Source organism: Streptomyces chryseus (assembly GCF_014650755.1).
GTDB classification, from domain to species: domain Bacteria; phylum Actinomycetota; class Actinomycetes; order Streptomycetales; family Streptomycetaceae; genus Streptomyces; species Streptomyces chryseus.
The window spans coordinates 87,439-104,652 of record NZ_BMVO01000016.1 but is presented as its reverse complement, the minus strand read 5'-3'; the positions used below and the strand labels follow the sequence as shown (position 1 = coordinate 104,652).

The 17,214-nt window shown below is 70.1% G+C and carries 15 protein-coding genes and 2 tRNA genes; 11 read left to right on the top strand and 6 right to left on the bottom strand.

The features are described 5' to 3' along the window. Positions 1-31 precede the first annotated feature (31 nt). The 7 genes from IE185_RS22575 to IE185_RS22545 all read left to right on the top strand — a co-directional run bounded on the left by IE185_RS22575 (position 32) and on the right by IE185_RS22545 (position 8,384). Entirely contained in the window at positions 32-607 is a 576-nt protein-coding gene (locus IE185_RS22575) for a DciA family protein (protein ID WP_189715849.1), read from the top strand. Positions 608-877: 270 nt separating this feature from the next. Then, entirely contained in the window at positions 878-2,959 is a 2,082-nt protein-coding gene (gyrB, locus tag IE185_RS22570; RefSeq protein ID WP_138898088.1) for a DNA topoisomerase (ATP-hydrolyzing) subunit B, read from the top strand. 49 nt (positions 2,960-3,008) lie between these two features. Beyond that, positions 3,009-5,639 (top strand): DNA gyrase subunit A, encoded by a 2,631-nt coding sequence (gene gyrA, locus IE185_RS22565; protein WP_138898087.1) that lies wholly within the window; start codon positions 3,009-3,011, stop codon positions 5,637-5,639. A gap of 94 nt (positions 5,640-5,733) precedes the next feature. Further along, positions 5,734-6,339 (top strand): DUF3566 domain-containing protein, encoded by a 606-nt coding sequence (locus IE185_RS22560; RefSeq protein WP_138909295.1) that lies wholly within the window; start codon positions 5,734-5,736, stop codon positions 6,337-6,339. A 61-nt stretch (positions 6,340-6,400) separates the two neighbouring features. Continuing rightward, positions 6,401-6,474 (top strand) — tRNA-Ile (locus IE185_RS22555). Positions 6,475-6,643: 169 nt separating this feature from the next. Continuing rightward, positions 6,644-6,778 carry a DLW-39 family protein gene (locus IE185_RS33240; protein ID WP_003958712.1) on the top strand — a complete coding sequence of 45 codons (135 nt, stop codon included), beginning with the start codon at positions 6,644-6,646 and terminating at the stop codon, positions 6,776-6,778. Positions 6,779-7,016: 238 nt separating this feature from the next. Beyond that, positions 7,017-8,384, top strand: a complete 1,368-nt coding sequence (locus tag IE185_RS22545; RefSeq protein WP_229843641.1) for a hypothetical protein — start codon at positions 7,017-7,019, stop codon at positions 8,382-8,384. A gap of 33 nt (positions 8,385-8,417) precedes the next feature. On the opposite strand, the gene IE185_RS22540 is transcribed toward IE185_RS22545, so the two are convergent. Beyond that, complete coding sequence (locus tag IE185_RS22540; RefSeq protein WP_189715845.1) at positions 8,418-9,755, bottom strand: serine/threonine protein kinase; 1,338 nt, start codon at positions 9,753-9,755, stop codon at positions 8,418-8,420. Positions 9,756-9,786: 31 nt separating this feature from the next. Further along, a complete protein-coding gene (locus tag IE185_RS22535; protein WP_069927922.1) occupies positions 9,787-10,335 on the bottom strand; it encodes a helix-turn-helix domain-containing protein in 549 nt (182 codons plus the stop codon). A gap of 161 nt (positions 10,336-10,496) precedes the next feature. Here IE185_RS22535 and IE185_RS22530 point away from each other — a divergent pair. Beyond that, positions 10,497-10,569: transfer RNA gene (locus IE185_RS22530), tRNA-Ala, on the top strand. A 68-nt stretch (positions 10,570-10,637) separates the two neighbouring features. Here IE185_RS22530 and IE185_RS22525 read toward each other — a convergent pair. The 3 genes from IE185_RS22525 to IE185_RS22515 all read right to left on the bottom strand — a co-directional run bounded on the left by IE185_RS22525 (position 10,638) and on the right by IE185_RS22515 (position 13,919). Next, positions 10,638-11,297, bottom strand: a complete 660-nt coding sequence (locus IE185_RS22525; protein WP_138898706.1) for a response regulator transcription factor — start codon at positions 11,295-11,297, stop codon at positions 10,638-10,640. 25 nt (positions 11,298-11,322) lie between these two features. After that, positions 11,323-13,056, bottom strand: coding sequence for a sensor histidine kinase (locus tag IE185_RS22520; protein WP_229843637.1), 1,734 nt, complete (start codon positions 13,054-13,056; stop codon positions 11,323-11,325). 155 nt (positions 13,057-13,211) lie between these two features. Next, on the bottom strand, positions 13,212-13,919 hold the full coding sequence (locus IE185_RS22515) for a DUF5324 family protein (RefSeq protein ID WP_138898451.1): 708 nt from the start codon (positions 13,917-13,919) through the stop codon (positions 13,212-13,214). A 280-nt stretch (positions 13,920-14,199) separates the two neighbouring features. Here IE185_RS22515 and IE185_RS22510 point away from each other — a divergent pair, with 280 nt between their 5' ends. Both IE185_RS22510 and IE185_RS22505 read left to right on the top strand, forming a co-directional pair. Continuing rightward, on the top strand, positions 14,200-14,727 hold the full coding sequence (locus IE185_RS22510; RefSeq protein ID WP_138898452.1) for a peptidylprolyl isomerase: 528 nt from the start codon (positions 14,200-14,202) through the stop codon (positions 14,725-14,727). 163 nt (positions 14,728-14,890) lie between these two features. Further along, a complete protein-coding gene (locus tag IE185_RS22505; protein WP_138898453.1) occupies positions 14,891-15,736 on the top strand; it encodes a rhomboid family intramembrane serine protease in 846 nt (281 codons plus the stop codon). 274 nt (positions 15,737-16,010) lie between these two features. On the opposite strand, the gene crgA is transcribed toward IE185_RS22505, so the two are convergent. Then, positions 16,011-16,271, bottom strand: a complete 261-nt coding sequence (crgA, locus tag IE185_RS22500; RefSeq protein ID WP_138898454.1) for a cell division protein CrgA — start codon at positions 16,269-16,271, stop codon at positions 16,011-16,013. A gap of 140 nt (positions 16,272-16,411) precedes the next feature. On the opposite strand from crgA, the gene IE185_RS22495 reads away from it, so the two are divergent. After that, a complete protein-coding gene (locus IE185_RS22495; protein WP_138898455.1) occupies positions 16,412-17,179 on the top strand; it encodes a DUF881 domain-containing protein in 768 nt (255 codons plus the stop codon). The last annotated feature ends 35 nt before the right edge of the window (positions 17,180-17,214 follow it).

Below are 17,214 nucleotides of genomic sequence, written 5' to 3'. Positions count from 1 at the left end.
TGGGGCTGGTGGGTCGAGTGGTGCTGGTGGGATGAGCGGGGCCGGCGGGGGGTCGTCTCAGGAGCCGCTGCGGGTGCCCGGGCAGGGGTCGGCGCCGGAGGTGCCCCAGTCGACGGGGGTGGATCTGGCGCGGGTGGCGCTGCGTGCGGCGAAGGAGCAGGCGCGGGCGCGGGGTGCGGCGGCGCAGCAGCGGAGTCAGGCGCGGCGTGGTGGTGGGCTGCGGTCGGGTTCGGGTGCGGACGGTCGTGATCCGTTGGCGTTGGGGGCGGCGCTGGACCGGTTGAAGACGGAGCGCGGCTGGGAGATGCCGATGGCGGTCGGCGGTGTGATGGGCCGGTGGCCGGAGATCGTGGGTGGGGATCTGGCGAAGCACTGTGTGCCGCAGCGTTATGACGAGGACGAGCGGGTTCTCACGGTGAGTTGCGATTCGACGGCGTGGGCGACGCAGTTGCGGTTGATGCAGCGGGAGCTGTTGAAGCGGCTGAACGCGGATCTGGGCCGGGACACGGTGCGGGTGATCAAGATTCTGGGGCCGGGTGGTCCGCCGCGTCGTTTCGGTGCGCTGCGGGCGCCGGGGAGTACGGGTCCGGGGGACACGTACGGCTGAGGAGCGGGTGGGCGTGTGAGGTGTCCCTCACGGTGATGGGTCCTTGACAGCTGGAAGCGCTGGGTGCCCGTGTGAGCCTCCTGGAGCCCCTTCCCGGATATGGGGAGTCGGGCGGCGCTGGTTCAGGACGGCACATGGGGACTCAGGTACCGGCAAACCCCCATGAGTGTCCGAGCTACCGGTAGACTGGTGGAGAATCCCGCCCGCGTGCGGGACACGTCGACTTATACAGAACGACGCAGCCGGTCCCGTTTGTCGCGGAGTCGGCTCGTGCTGTGCCAGAAAGGGCGCTTCGTGGCCGATTCCGGCGACCCCAACGAGAACATTCCGTCCACTGATGCCGGCAAGGGCGGCGAGGCCACACCCCAGGGCTCTCCGTCGTACGACGCCAGCGCGATCACCGTCCTCGAGGGTCTGGACGCGGTCCGCAAGCGCCCCGGCATGTACATCGGCTCGACCGGTGAGCGTGGACTTCACCACCTTGTGCAAGAGGTCGTCGACAACTCCGTCGACGAGGCCCTCGCCGGTCACGCGGACACGATCGACGTCACGATCCTGGCCGACGGTGGCGTGCGCGTCGTCGACAACGGTCGCGGCATCCCGGTGGACCTTCACCCGGTGGAGAAGAAGCCGGCCGTCGAGGTCGTGCTGACGGTCCTGCACGCGGGCGGCAAGTTCGGCGGTGGCGGTTACGCCGTGTCCGGCGGTCTGCACGGTGTGGGTGTGTCCGTGGTCAACGCGCTGTCCACGCGGCTCGCGGTGGACATCAAGCGGGACGGTTTCCGCTGGACGCAGGAGTACAAGCTCGGTGTGCCCACCGCGCCGCTCGCCCAGCACGAGGCGGTCGGGGATTCGGGTACGACCGTGACGTTCTGGGCGGACCCGGATGTCTTTGAGACGACGGAGTACTCCTTCGAGACGCTCGCGCGCCGGTTCCAGGAGATGGCGTTCCTGAACAAGGGCCTGACGCTGACGCTGACGGACGAGCGCGAGTCGGCCAAGGCGACGATGAACGCCGACGACCCGGACGCGGAGGCGGCGGACGAGCAGCCGGCGAGGACGGTGAAGTACCACTACGAGGGCGGCATCGTCGACTTCGTGAAGTACTTGAACTCGCGCAAGGGTGAGCTGATTCACCCGACGGTGATCGACGTCGAGGCCGAGGACAAGGAGCGTCTGCTCTCGGTCGAGATCGCGATGCAGTGGAACTCGCAGTACACGGAGGGTGTGTACTCGTTCGCGAACACGATCCACACGCATGAGGGCGGTACGCACGAGGAGGGTTTCCGGGCGGCGCTGACGGGTCTGGTCAACCGGTACGCGCGGGACAAGAAGCTGCTGCGCGAGAAGGACGACAACCTCACGGGTGAGGACATCCGCGAGGGTCTGACGGCGATCATCTCGGTGAAGCTGGGTGAGCCGCAGTTCGAGGGGCAGACGAAGACCAAGCTGGGCAACACGGAGGCGAAGACCTTCGTGCAGAAGGTCGTGCACGAGCACCTCAACGACTGGTTCGACCGTAATCCGAACGAGGCGGCGGACATCGTCCGCAAGTCGATCCAGGCGGCCACGGCCCGTGTCGCGGCCCGTAAGGCGCGTGATCTGACGCGTCGCAAGGGTCTGCTGGAGAGTGCTTCGCTGCCGGGCAAGCTGTCGGACTGCCAGTCGAACGATCCGACGAAGTGCGAGATCTTCATCGTCGAGGGTGACTCCGCCGGTGGTTCGGCGAAGTCCGGGCGCAATCCGATGTATCAGGCGATCCTGCCGATTCGCGGCAAGATCCTGAACGTCGAGAAGGCGCGGATCGACAAGATCCTGCAGAACACCGAGGTCCAGGCGCTGATCAGTGCTTTCGGCACCGGTGTGCACGAGGACTTCGACATCGAGAAGCTTCGCTATCACAAGATCATTCTGATGGCGGACGCCGACGTCGACGGTCAGCACATCAACACGCTGCTGCTGACGTTCCTGTTCCGCTTCCTGCGGCCGCTGGTCGAGGCGGGGCACGTGTACCTGTCGCGTCCGCCGCTGTTCAAGATCAAGTGGGGCCGGGACGACTTCGAGTACGCGTACTCGGACCGTGAGCGCGACGCGCTCGTCGAGCTCGGCAAGCAGAACGGCAAGCGGATCAGGGACGACTCGATCCAGCGCTTCAAGGGTCTCGGTGAGATGAACGCCGAGGAGCTGCGCATCACCACGATGGACGTGGACCACCGTGTTCTCGGCCAGGTGACCCTGGACGACGCGGCGCAGGCCGACGACCTGTTCTCGGTGCTGATGGGTGAGGACGTCGAGGCGCGGCGCTCGTTCATCCAGCGCAACGCCAAGGACGTCCGCTTCCTCGACATCTGAGTCGGCCGTGCAAGCCACCAGCCGCAGCTCGAAAGGACTTTGACCAGCAATGGCCGACGAGAACACCCCTGTCCCCGTGACGCCCGAAGAGGTGCCGCCCGTCGAGGGTGTGGGCATGCGTGTCGAGCCCGTGGGGCTCGAGACGGAGATGCAGCGTTCGTATCTCGACTACGCGATGTCCGTCATCGTGTCGCGTGCGCTGCCCGACGTGCGGGACGGTCTGAAGCCCGTGCACCGCCGTGTGCTGTACGCGATGTACGACGGCGGTTACCGGCCCGAGAAGGGCTTCTACAAGTGCGCCCGTGTCGTCGGTGACGTCATGGGTACGTACCACCCGCACGGCGACTCCTCGATCTACGACGCCTTGGTGCGCCTGGCGCAGCACTGGTCGATGCGCATGCCGCTGGTGGACTCCAACGGCAACTTCGGTTCCCCGGGCAACGACCCGGCCGCGGCGATGCGGTACACCGAGTGCAAGATGATGCCGCTGGCCATGGAGATGGTCCGGGACATCGACGAGGAGACCGTCGACTTCCAGGACAACTACGACGGCCGCAACCAGGAGCCGACGGTTCTGCCGGCGCGGTTCCCGAACCTGCTGATCAACGGTTCGGCTGGTATCGCGGTCGGTATGGCCACGAACATCCCGCCGCACAACCTGCGGGAGGTGGCGGCGGGCGCGCAGTGGTTCCTGGAGAACCCGGAGGCGGGGCACGAGGAGCTCCTGGACGCGCTGATGGAGCGCATCAAGGGCCCCGACTTCCCGACCGGCGCGCTGGTGGTGGGCCGTAAGGGCATCGAGGAGGCGTACCGGACGGGCCGCGGCTCGATCACGATGCGCGCGGTGGTGGCGGTCGAGGAGATCCAGAACCGCCAGTGCCTGGTGGTGACGGAGCTTCCGTACCAGACCAACCCGGACAACCTGGCGCAGAAGATCGCCGACCTGGTGAAGGACGGCAAGGTCGGCGGGATCGCGGACGTCCGTGACGAGACGTCTTCGCGTACGGGCCAGCGCCTGGTCATCGTGCTGAAGCGGGACGCGGTCGCGAAGGTCGTCCTGAACAACCTGTACAAGCACACCGATCTCCAGACGAACTTCGGCGCGAACATGCTGGCGCTGGTCGACGGTGTGCCGCGCACGCTGTCGCTGGACGCGTTCATCCGGCACTGGGTGACGCACCAGATCGAGGTCATCGTCCGGCGTACGCGCTTCCGGCTGCGCAAGGCGGAGGAGCGGGCGCACATCCTGCGCGGTCTGCTGAAGGCGCTGGACGCGATCGACGAGGTCATCGCGCTGATCCGGCGCAGCCAGACGGTCGACGTGGCGCGTGAGGGCCTGATGGGCCTGCTGGAGATCGACGAGATCCAGGCGAACGCGATCCTGGAGATGCAGCTGCGCCGGCTGGCGGCGCTGGAGCGCCAGAAGATCGTCGCGGAGCACGACGAGCTCCAGGCGAAGATCAACGAGTACAACGCGATCCTCGCCTCGCCGGAGCGTCAGCGGCAGATCATCAGCGAGGAACTGGCAGCGATCGTCGACAAGTTCGGTGACGACCGCCGTTCCAAGCTGGTGCCCTTCGACGGTGACATGTCCATCGAGGACCTGATCGCCGAGGAGGACATCGTCGTCACGATCACGCGTGGCGGCTATGTGAAGCGTACGAAGACGGACGACTACCGCTCGCAGAAGCGCGGCGGGAAGGGCGTGCGCGGTACGAAGCTGAAGGAAGACGACATCGTCGACCACTTCTTCGTGTCGACGACGCACCACTGGCTGCTGTTCTTCACGAACAAGGGCCGGGTGTACCGGGCGAAGGCGTACGAGCTGCCGGACGCCGGCCGGGACGCGCGCGGTCAGCACGTGGCGAACCTGCTCGCTTTCCAGCCGGACGAGCAGATCGCGCAGATCCTGGCGATCCGTGACTACGAGGCGGCGCCGTATCTGATCCTGGCCACCAAGGGCGGCCTGGTGAAGAAGACGTCGCTGAAGGACTACGACTCGCCCCGTTCGGGTGGCGTCATCGCGATCAATCTGCGGGAGACCGCGGACGGCAGCGATGACGAGCTGATCGGTGCGGAGCTGGTGTCGGCCGAGGACGACCTGCTGCTGGTCAGCCGCAAGGCGCAGTCGATCCGCTTCACGGCGACCGATGACGCGCTGCGTCCGATGGGCCGTGCGACGTCGGGTGTGAAGGGCATGAGTTTCCGTGAAGGGGACGAGCTGCTCTCGATGAATGTCGTGCGGGCCGGTACGTTCGTGTTCACCGCGACCGATGGCGGGTACGCGAAGCGGACCCCCGTGGACGAGTACCGGGTCCAGGGTCGTGGTGGTCTGGGCATCAAGGCCGCCAAGATCGTGGAGGACCGTGGGTCGCTGGTCGGCGCGCTGGTGGTGGAGGAGACGGACGAGATCCTCGCCATCACGCTCGGCGGTGGTGTGATCCGTACGCGAGTCAACGAAGTCAGGGAGACGGGCCGTGACACCATGGGCGTCCAACTGATCAACCTGGGCAAGCGCGATGCCGTCGTCGGTATCGCTCGCAACGCCGAGGCCGGTCGTGAGGCCGAAGAGGTGGAGGGCCCCGAGGGGGCCGACACCGACGCGGTCGAGGGCGATGCGGTCGAGGTTGCCGAATCCGCCGAGGGCGCAGCGCCTTCGGCCGGTGAGCACGAGGAGTAAGAGCGTGAGTGGAGCCACGGGCGCCGGAGCGGCCGCTTCCGAATCTGGAGCACCCGGTGCCCGTGGCTCTGCCGCGGACTCCCAGGGGGGGACTGTGACCGATACGCGGGGAACCCAGCCGCAGAGTTACGACGGGTACGGGAACGGGCCGCTGCCGAGCGAGCGCGAGCCGCAGGGCCAGACGGCGCAGCCGTATCACCCGCCGCAGGCGTACCCCTCGCCGCAGGCCGACGGTGCGGGTGGGACGCAGGGCGGGCCGCAGTGGGCCGGGCAGCAGCCGGGTGTCGCCGCGGTGCGTCTGCCGCGTACGGGGGCGCGTACGACGCCGCGTACGCGCAAGGCGCGGCTGCGGGTGGCCAAGGCCGACCCGTGGTCGGTGATGAAGGTGAGCTTCCTGCTCTCCATCGCGCTGGGCATCTGCACGGTGGTGGCCGCGGCCGTGTTGTGGATGGTCATGGACGCGATGGGCGTTTTCTCGACGGTGGGCGGGACGATCAGCGAGGCGACGGGCTCCAACGAGAGCAACGGCTTCGACCTGCAGTCTTTCCTGTCGTTGCCGCGCGTGTTGATCTTCACGTCGGTCATCGCGATGATCGACGTGGTGCTGGCCACGGCGCTCGCGACGCTCGGCGCGTTCATCTACAACCTGTCGGCGGGGTTCGTCGGGGGCGTCGAGCTGACGCTCGCCGAGGACGAGTAGCGGGTCGGCGGAACCGATTTTGGTACTGCCCCCGAGGTGCGCTAATCTTCAGGGGCAGCGCGGGGCTATAGCTCAGTTGGTTAGAGCGCATCCCTGATAAGGATGAGGCCACAGGTTCAAATCCTGTTAGCCCCACCGCGGACCTGAAAAGGTCGAAGGCCCGGCAGATCGAAAGATCTGCCGGGCCTTCTGCTGTGTGGAGTGGGTGAGTTGGCGCGGGTATCTAGGTCACCGATCGGTATCGGTCGGTGTGTATAGTCGGGCGCCAGAAGTCTCCTACGTCAAGGAAAGACGAGGTCGCGCGGTGAAGAAGCTTCTCCTGGTCGCACTGGCCGCCATCGGCGGGCTCCTCGTGTACCGCCAGATCCAGGCGGATCGCGCCGAGCAGGATCTGTGGACGGAGGCGACTGACTCCGTGCCCGCAGGTTCGGGTGTGTGAGACCCAGTAGTCCCAGTACTGAACCCCGGTCGCTGAAGCGGCCGGGGTTTTGTGCTGCCCTGGGGCCGAACGGGTTGTGGTGGGTTGTTGTCGGACCGTGACGGCACACTTCTTGTATTCACCCCAGCAAATCACTAGCTTGCATGAGCAAAGCGAGGGAGTGGTGGGGCAGTCGGCGCAGACAGCGCTGGGGCCTGCGGGGCAGGATGGACCGGCGAGACGACGAGGGGGGCGCGTGATGGGGCAGCGCGGCAGGGGCAGGGTGGCGCCGGCGGTGGCGGCGGCGCTGTGCGCGGTGGCGGCGCTGCCGGCGCAGGCGCGGGCCGCCGACGAGGCCGGCTCGTACACCTTCGATCCGTCGGCGGAGCGGGTCGAGGGGGCCGCGAGCAACACCGACGCCCGGCGGCTGAGGGCGGGGGGCACGTACCGGGACGCGATCGGGCCGGGCGGCAGGCTCTTCTACCGCCTGGAGCTCGACGCGAAGTCCCACGCCTACGTGTCGGCTACGGCCGTGCCGCGGCCGGGCACGAAGGTCTCGTTCGACGACGAGCTCAAGGTGACGCTCCAGGACCGCGACGGCGACGCGTGCGGATACGACACCGCCCGGTTCGGCTCCGCGCGGTTCGCGCGCCCGCTCGGGACCTACGCGCACCGGACCATCGAGAAGGACGGGCCCTGCCAGGAGCGGGACAGCTACTACGCGCTGATCGAGCGGAGTGGCGCCGCCGGTTCGTCGAGCGACCCGTGGGAGCTGGAGATCCGGCACGTGACGGAACCGGGCGTTCGGCCGGGCGGGCCGACCGAGGCGCCGGAGGACTGGCCCAGCGGCCCGCCCGCGCCGCCCGTCACCCAGGCCCGGGAACGCAGGGGCGGGACGAGTTTCCACGGTGCGACCGGGCTGGAGCAGGGCGAGTGGCGTGACCGGATCAGGCCCGGCGAGACGCTGTTCTACAAGGTGCCGGTCGACTGGGGGCAGCAGCTCTTCGCCCGTGCGGACGTCGGCAGCACGGCGGGCGACGGGTACGTGGCCCACGCGCTGACCATGGCGCTGTACAACCCGGCGCGGGGGCTGGTCGACCGTGCGAACGACGTCTCGTACAGCGGCAGGCAGAAGTCGACGGCGCTGGACCCGCTGCCTCCGGTGGCGTACGAGAACCGCTTCGACTCCTCCGACTCGGTCAACGGCATGCGGTTCGCCGGCTGGTACTACCTGAAGGTCAGTCTGAGCCCGGAGGTCGCGCGGGACTTCGGCCCGCAGGCCCTCGGGCTCTCGCTGCGGCTGAACGTCGAGGGCGGCGAGGGCGAGGGCGCGCCCGCCTACGCCGGGGCGCCCGGCGAGTTCCAGGTCACCGACGAGGACCGGGGCGCGGCGGAGCAGGGGCGGAGCCGGCCCGTCGCGGCGCGCGGCGACACGATGCGGCTCGTCGCGGCCGGCGGGATCGGGGCGGGCACCGTGCTGGTGCTCGGGCTCGGGGCGTGGACGTTCGTCGCCCGGCGGCGCGCGGCGGCGTGGGCGCGGGCCGCCGGACCGGGGCCGGGCGCCGGGGCCGGTCCCGGCCAGGACAGCGGTGCGCCCACGGGGTACGGGCCGCCGGCCTCCTGGTAGGGCGCCGAGCCCGGGGAAGGGCTCAGCGCCGGGTCAGCTCCGGATCAGCGCCCAGAAGCCCACCGCGAAGCAGACCAGCGCCAGCAGCAGCACCGGGACCGTCACCTTCGGGGGTGGTCCCGGACGCCTGTGCGGCGCCTGCGCGGGGGTGTGGGCGCCGCGCGGGACCGGCGGGCCGGGAGGGGGAGCCTCCGGGCCCTGGGCGGTGTAGGGGCGAGTGAGGGGGTCCGCGTCGTGCGCCGGGGCCCCGCCCCGCGCGGCGCCCGGGTGGGGGGAGTGCGCGTGGGCGGGCCGGGGTGCGGAGGCGGGGGGCGTCGGCGGCTGGGCCGGGCGCGGGGGCCGTTGCGGCGGCGCGAGGGGGAAGCCGCCGGCCCCGGTCACGGTCGTCGGCTGCGGTACGGGCTGTCCCGCCCGGTGGCCGGTGCCCGGGTCGTCCTGGGTGTGGCCCGGTCCGTGGCCCGTTACGCCGCCGCGGGGGCCCGGCGCGCCCGGGACGGGGCCGTCGGGGCCGAAGCCGGGCGGGAGCGGGCCGATCTGGTCGAACACCTCCACCGGCTCGTCCCCCGGCCCCGGGTCGGGCAGCATCTCCACGGCCGCCGTCAGCGCCTTGCGCGCGCCCGTGGCCGTACGGAACCTGGCCTGCGGGTCGGGCTGCAGCATCCCGGCGATGACCTGCCACAGCGGCTCCGGGATGCCCTGCGGGGCGCCCGGTGTGCCGTACGTGGCGAAGTGCTCCACCAGGCCCTGGGCGTCCGGTTTCTGACCCTGGACCAGGTACAGGGCGACGAGGCCGACGGCGAACAGGTCGGCCGGGAAGTCCGGCTCGGCGCCCATCAGCTGCTCGGGCGCGAAATAACCGGGCGTACCCACCACGTAGTCGGTCTCGGTGAGCCGGGGCTCGCCCTTGCGCATCGAGATGCCGAAGTCGGACAGCCGCAGGTGCGGCCGCCCGGTGCCGGTGGCCTCCAGCAGGACGTTGGCCGGTTTGATGTCGCGGTGCACGACGCCCTCGGCGTGGACGGCGGTCAGGCCGGCGAGAAGCTGGTCGAGCAGCGTGCACACGAAACGGGGCGGCAGCGGGCCGTAGTCGCCGATCAGATGGGCCAGCGACCCGCCGCTCACCAGATCCATGGTGAACAGCACCTTGTCGTCGTCGGCGGCCCAGCTGGCCGGGGCGAGGACATGGGGATGGTCGATCCGTACGGCCTGCTCGCGCACGAACCGCAGCAGCGTGTGCGCGTCGCTCTGCTGGAGTACCTTGGCCGCGACGTACCGGCGGCGCCGGTGGTCCCAGGCCCGCCAGACCGCGCCCACACCGCCGCGTCCGATCGGGTCGACCAGCTCGTACCGCCCGGCGAAGATCTCACCCATGCGCTGTGCCCGCTCCCCGGTCCGCCGTGCTTCAGCTCTGGTGCGCCTCGTAGTGGGCGACCGCGTCGGCGGTGCGGCCCGCTCCGTACACCCGCAGGAACTCCGCCAGTTCGGGATGCGTGGGGGCGAGCGTGTCCGCCGCGTCTATGATGTCGCCGGCCGCCGCCACCGAGCGCAGCAGTGACTGGATCTCGCGCACCACGCGCCGCACGGTCGGCGCGCCCGAACTGGCCGTCGTCTGACTGGTGTTGCTGAGCACCGAACCACCCTGGGACTTCTTGATCTCTTCCATCCGGTCGGTGGCCTCGGCAGCGCTGACGCTGCCGTCGGCGACCTGCCCGGCCAGGTCCTGCAAAGCCTGTACGCGCTGCACCACGGCCGGGTTTCCGATCTTCGCGCGCTGGCCGCTCATCAGCTGCGAGAGCATGGGCGCGGACAGGCCGAGCACCGCGGCAAGTCTGGCCTGATTCAGGCCCAGGTCGTCGATCAGCCGACGGAAGAGCGCCCCCAGAGGCTCCCCGTACCAACTGCGCTGAAGCTCTCTGGCTCTGGCCGTCGACTCCTGCTGCGCTGCGTCCATTGCGTCTCCCCTTCGCTGCTGCGAACCTCGCCGAGCATCTTACGGAGCGTGGTCGCGGACCGGGAGTCCTAATCCTTTTGCAGGATCAGGGGGGACACCCGGTACTCTGTTCTGCGGCGGTGGCCACGGTGCGGTCCGGCCGGTCGCCTCCACCCGTTCCCGGGGCCTTAGCTCAGTTGGTAGAGCGCTGCCTTTGCAAGGCAGATGTCAGGAGTTCGAATCTCCTAGGCTCCACAGCACAGATGCCCCTGAGGCCTGTTTCCACAGGTCACAGGGGCATCTTCGGTGTACGGCGCCGGGCGTCACAGAGCGGCGTCGCGGGCGAGCAGCGCCGCCTGCACCCGGTTCTCGCAGCCCAGCTTCGCCAGGATCCGGCTGACGTACGTCTTCACCGTGGCCTCGCTCATGTGCAGCCGCCTGCCCGCGTCCGCGTTGGACAGGCCCTCGCCGAGCAGCGCGAGGACGTCACGCTCCCGCCCGCTCAGGGCCGTGACCAGCCGCCGCGCCTCCTCCGCGCGGGCCGGGGCCCGGCCCGAGGCGAGCTGCTCGACCACGTGCCGGGTCGCCCCCGGGGACAGATAGGCGTCCCCGGCCGCGGCGGCCCGTACCGCCCGGATCAGCTCGGCCGGCGCGGAATCCTTCAGCAGGAAGCCCGCGCCGCCGCTCTCCAGGGCCCGCAGCACGTTCTCGCGCTCCCCGAACGTCGTCAGGACGATCACGCGCGCCGCCGGCACAGCCCTGCCCAGCTCGGCGAGCGCGGTGAGCCCGTCCATCACCGGCATCTGCAGGTCGAGCAGGACGACGTCCGGCGCGTGGAGGCGCGCCAGCTCGACGGCCTCACGGCCGTTCGCCGCCTCCGCGACCACCTCGATGGCCCGGTCCGAGGTGAGGATCATGCGTATCCCCGCCCGGATGAGGGGCTCGTCGTCCGCGATCACGACCCTGATGTGCGGAACCGTCACACTTACCCCCACAGCTGCCGCTCATCTACTGCACGACGTCGTACGACTTCTTCTCGATCAGCTTGCCGTCCCGGAAGCAGAAGCGGAACACCGGCTCCGCCGCGAGGCTCTCGCCGAACTCCGACGACGCGAGGACCAGGCACTCGGACCCCTCGGGCCGCGCGGGTCCCTTGTCCTTGAGGCCCGACGTCATGAAGGAGTCACCGTTCGGCAGGCTGTCGCGCACCTCCTCCTCCGACGCGCCGACCTTCACCGCCTCGTAGTCGCTCGGCTCGATCATGCCCCGCTCCGCCGACCCGGCCAGGAAGAACAGCCCGAACCCGCCCGCGACCACCAGCAGCACCAGGGCCGCCACCGCGATGCCGCAGCCCAGTACGACTCCGCTGCTCCTGCTCCCGCGCCCACCACTCATCGCCAGCTCCCTCTGCACAACGGTCCAGTCCATGACCTGACCACCGTTGCCGAGAGGGACCGCCGGCGACTGCTGCCGGAAGTCGTCCTCCACGTCGACCAAAGGCGCCGCGCCCGTACCCGGCGCCAGGCCGTCGGCGCCGTACGGCAGGACGCCCGCGACCCGGAAACCCCCGCCGTCGGTACGGCCCGCGTGGACCATGCCGCCGACCAGCCGGGCCCGCTCCCGCAGCCCGGTCAGGCCCTGGCCGCCGCTGACGACGTCACCTGGGTCCGCCGGGGCCGGGCCGTTCGCGATCTCCACCACCAGCGAGTCCGGCTCGTACCGCAGCTCGACGTTGATCGCCGCGCCCGGGGCGTGCTTGTACGCGTTGGTCAGCGCCTCCTGCACGATCCTGTACGCCGCGTGGTCCGCCGCCGCCGCCAGCGGCCGCCGGCTGCCCGCGCACCGCAGCTCGACGGCGTTCCCGGCCGCCCGCGCCGCCGCCACCAGGCCCTCGATGCCCGCGGCCCCCCGCGCCGCCGGATGCGGGTCCTCGACCGGCGGCAGGCCCGGGGCGGTCGCCGCCTCGTCGCGCTCCACCCCGTCCCGCAGGATGCCGACGACCTCACGCAACTCGTGCATCGCCGCCACCGAGGCGTCACGCAGAACGCCGACGCCCTCGCGCTGGCGGTCCGTCAGTGCCGGATCGACCTCCAGGGCGCCCGTGTGCACGGAGATCAGCGCCAACTGGTGGCCCAGGCTGTCGTGCATGTCCTGGGCGATCCGCTGCCGCTCGCGCAGCCGCGCCTGCCCGGCCACCATGGCGCGCTCGCGCAGCAGTTGGGCGTTGTGCTCCTGGAGGGCGTGCAGCAGGGTGCGCCGCTGCGTCCAGTAGCGGCTGGCCAGGCCGGGGACGACCGTCGTCGCGAGGAAGTACAGGGTGCTGAACATGATCAGCGACAGCGGGGAGAAACGCGGCAGCTCGGACGCCGCGGCGACGACGATGTTCAGGACGCACGACGCGGTGAACGCCGCCAGCGCCTTCCCCGCCCCCGGGATCCGCCGCCCCGCCGACCACCCCGCCACGATCAGCAGCGGCCCGAACCCGGCCAGCTCGCCCGCCGCCCCGCCCGAGACCACCAGCACCGTCGCCGGCAGCCGGCGGCGCAGCAGCGACAGCACCGCGACGGCCACAGCGGTGGCGGACTGCACGAGAACCGCACTGCCCATCAGCTCCTGCGTGCCGGCCGCCAGCAGCGCCAGCACCGCCGCCAGCACGCACTCGCCCGCCGTGCGCCGGGCCGGCCAGGGCTCCGGGCCCGCCAGCCACCGCCGGCCGGCCCTGATCTTCGATGACACGTCCACGGTCGCACTCTAGGCAGCCGGTCAGGAGGGCCGCCGCACACTTTCGTCGCCCCCCGCCGCTACGAAAGAGAACGCGGGTCCGCCACGCACAAGGGTGCCGGGAGACCCGAAGGCCACCCGGCACCCTTGTGCGTACCGCCGTCCGTTACCTGACGTCAGTCGTTCTTCCTGTCGCGCTCGGCGGCCTCGGCCTCAGCCTCCGCCTGCTTGGCCTGGACCTCCGGGTCCAGCACCTGACCGCTGCCGTCGACCGAGGTCAGCGGCGCACGGTCGGACACCTCCGTGGCGGCCGGGGGCTCGACCAGCCAGTCCGGGTTGGCCTGCTTGTCCCACCACTTCCACGCCGCGAAGGCGCCGGCCGCCAGCACGCCGAACACGGCGACGCCCTTGGCGGCACGGCCGGCCCTCGCCCGCCGCTCGTGCCGCTTGACGAGCTTGCGGATGTCCTTCGCCGTCACCTGGCCGCGCAGGGCCGCCACGGCGGCCGCACTGCGCGCGGCGGCCTGCTCGCGCACCGGCAGCGACACCGCGATCGCGTGCTCCACCCGAGGGACGGTGTACTCCGCGGCCTGCCGGGCCGCGTGCCGGGTCCGCACCGCCGCGCGCTGCGCGGCGACGTCGACCTTCGGCGGCACGTGGGTACGGGCCTGCTCGATGTACGGCGCGACATGCGCGCCGTACTGGACACGGGCCTGACGAGCGGCCTTGGACACTTTCGGCGCGAGCCTTACGCGGGCGTCGTGCGCATATTGCGTGGCCTGTTCCTTGGCCGTACCGGCGTAGGGCGCCACCACTTCCGCGGCGTGCAGCACGCTCTCCTTCGCCGATTCGGATGCGGCGCGCACGCTGTCGATGCGGGTCACTGGATCCTCCTCCTTGGTGGCGGTTCGGTATATCGCCTGTCCACCCATTTCGAAATCATGCCCTTCCCGGGCCAACACGGCACGTGCGGACGGGCATCCGGGTCATGGGGCGGCGACTGGGGCAATCCCCGGGCTCTCGGGGCAAGGCGGTGCAAGGGGGTCTCGGGCACGACAATGCCACGCTTCGGCGTTCCGTGTGGCGGTTCGGCGGCTACTCGTCGTAAACCGGGCGTGGGAGGATCGACAGACGCTTCAGGAAAGACTCATTGGAAGGCAGAACGTGGCCGAGCAGCTTTACGCCACCCTCAAGACCAGCCAGGGCGACATCGAGATCCGGCTCCTGCCGAACCACGCCCCGAAGACGGTCAAGAACTTCGTGGAACTCGCCCGGGGTGAGCGGGAGTGGACGAACCCCGAGACGGGGCACAAGACCACGGACCGGCTGTACGACGGCACCGTCTTCCACCGGGTGATCGGCGACTTCATGATCCAGGGCGGCGATCCCCTGGGCAACGGCACCGGCGGCCCCGGCTACGAGTTCAAGGACGAGTTCCACCCCGACCTCGCCTTCGACCGTCCCTACCTGCTGGCGATGGCCAACGCGGGACCGGCCACGAACGGCTCGCAGTTCTTCATCACCGTGTCGCCGACGATGTGGCTGACCGGCAAGCACACCATCTTCGGCGAGGTCGTGGACGCCGCGAGCCAGAAGACCGTGGACACCATCGTCTCCGCGAAGACCAACCCGCGCACCGCCCGCCCGCTCACCGACGTCGTCATCGAGTCGGTCGTCGTGGAGACCCGCTGAGGAACCCGCCGGGAGGCCGCCGGGAAGTCTTCGGGAGGCCGCTGGGAGGCCGTGCGGGGGGCCGCCGGGAACCAAAGCGCCCCGCCCGTCCGTAGTGGATACGCGGGGCGGAGCGGTGAGCCGGACCGCCAAGAGCCACACCTAGGGAACCGGGGACGGACCGATGGATCACTGCTACCGGCATCCGGGCCGCGAGACGGGCATCCGCTGCACGCGCTGCGAACGCCCGATCTGCCCGGAGTGCATGATCAGCGCGTCGGTCGGTTTCCAGTGCCCCGACTGCGTCCGCGAAGGCTCCGGTACGGGCCACGCCCCGGCCGCGAGCCGTCCGCGCACGGTCGCGGGCGGCACGGTCGCCGCCGACCCCCGGCTGGTGACGAAGGTCCTGCTGGCGATCAACGTGGCGCTGTTCGTCGCGGTGCTGGCGCGCGAGAGCCTCGTCAACGATCTCGCGCTGGTCGGACTGGCGTTCAGCGGTACGGACCTCCAGGTCGTCGGGGTCGCGGACGGCGAGTGGTACCGCCTGGTCACGGCGATGTTCCTGCATCAGGAGGTGTGGCACATCGGGTTCAACATGCTGCTCCTGTGGTGGCTCGGCGGTCCGCTCGAAGCGGCGCTCGGCCGCGCCCGGTACCTGGCGCTCTACCTGCTGTCCGGTCTCGCCGGCAGCGCGTTCACGTATCTCCTGGCCGCCCCGAACCAGCCGTCGCTCGGTGCCTCGGGCGCGATCTACGGACTCTTCGGCGCGACCGTGGTCCTCATGCGGCGCATGAACCAGGACATGCGGCCGATCCTGGTGCTGCTGGGCCTGAACCTGGTCCTGACTTTCGTCCTGAGCGGCATCGCCTGGCAGGCCCACGTGGGCGGTCTCGCCGCCGGCGTTCTCATCGCGGTCGCCATGGTGCACGCCCCCCGCGCGCGCCGGACGCTGGTGCAGTACGGGACGTGCGGGCTCGTCCTGCTCGCCACCGCGGGGCTCGTCGTGGCGCGTACCGCGATGCTCACCTGAGCGCCGGGGGCGGCGATTGAGGGTCAGTTGTCCACAGCGAACGCCGGACCTTGTGCATTCAGGGGGAAAGTGCGGGAACAGCTGTGCCCCTCGTCGCTGAACTGGCTTTTTCCCAGGCAGGACAAGGGGCAGGCCGTAACTCCCTCATGCCCCGGAAGGCCTAGGCAGTCACACCGGCGTCAACACCCTGTGAGTTATCCACAGATCGTCTGACCTTTCCCCACCGTGTGGACAACGCTGTGGATAACCTCTGGTCAGAGCTTGCGCGTGGCGTTTACTTCCACTGAGTGGAGACGCCGAAGCCGGCCGCGATGAAGCCGAACCCGACCACGATGTTCCAGTTGTCCAGGCTCTGGACCGGCAGGTCGCCCTCGGTCACGTAGAAGACCACGATCCAGGCGAGCCCGATGAGGAAGAGCGCCAGCATCACCGGAGCCACCCAGCTGCGGTTGGTGAGCCTGATGGCCGTCGCCTGCTTCGAAGGCGCCGGCGGCGGCGTGAAGTCTGACTTCTTGCGGATACGTGACTTCGGCACGAGGGACTCTCCTGTCGATGCGCTGCGTTACCGCGCAGAGAACTTGGCTGGTGCCCGGTGCGGGAGCAACGGGGAGCACTGCCTCCCCCGGGCGTCCGTTAGCGTAGTGCTTCCGCGGCGTCGAAGGAGATAAGGGTACGTTGAGCAATTCTGCCGACTCCCCCACCGAACCCGCCCGGCGGCCCGCCCTGCGGCCGGTCAGACTGCTGACGGCGGGGGTCTTCGCGCTCGCCGGGCTGATCTTCGTGACGAGCTTCAACACGGCCAAGGGCACCAATATCCGCACGGACGACTCGCTGCTCAAGCTCTCCGACCTCATCGACCAGCGCAGTCACAAGAACAAGGAGCTGGGCGACTCGACGGCGGCCGTGCGCCGCGACGTCGACGCGCTCGCGGAGCGCGGTGACAGCAGTACGCGGGCCGAGGACGCGAAGCTGAAGGCGCTGGAGGCGGCAGCCGGCACCAAGAAGCTGTCCGGCGCCGGCCTCACCGTCACGCTCGACGACGCCCCGCCGGACGCCACGGCCAATCCGGGCTACCCCGAGCCCCAGCCGAACGACCTGGTCATCCACCAGCAGGACCTCCAGGCGGTCGTCAACGCCCTGTGGCAGGGCGGCGCCGAAGGCATCAGGGTCATGGACCAGCGGCTGATCTCCACCAGCGCGGTGCGCTGCGTCGGCAACACCCTGATCCTCCAGGGCCGTGTCTACTCGCCGCCGTACAAGGTCACCGCGGTCGGCGACCGCGACGATCTCCAGCGGGCGCTCACGGCCTCCACGGCGCTGCAGAACTACCAGCTGTACGTGAAGGCGTACGGCCTCGGCTGGAAAGTCGACGAGCACGAGGCGATGACTCTTCCCGGTTACTCGGGCACAGTGGATCTCCACTACGCGAGGCCCGTCGAGTAAACGGGGGGAGCCGATGTCGGGGCGACTGTCGGGGC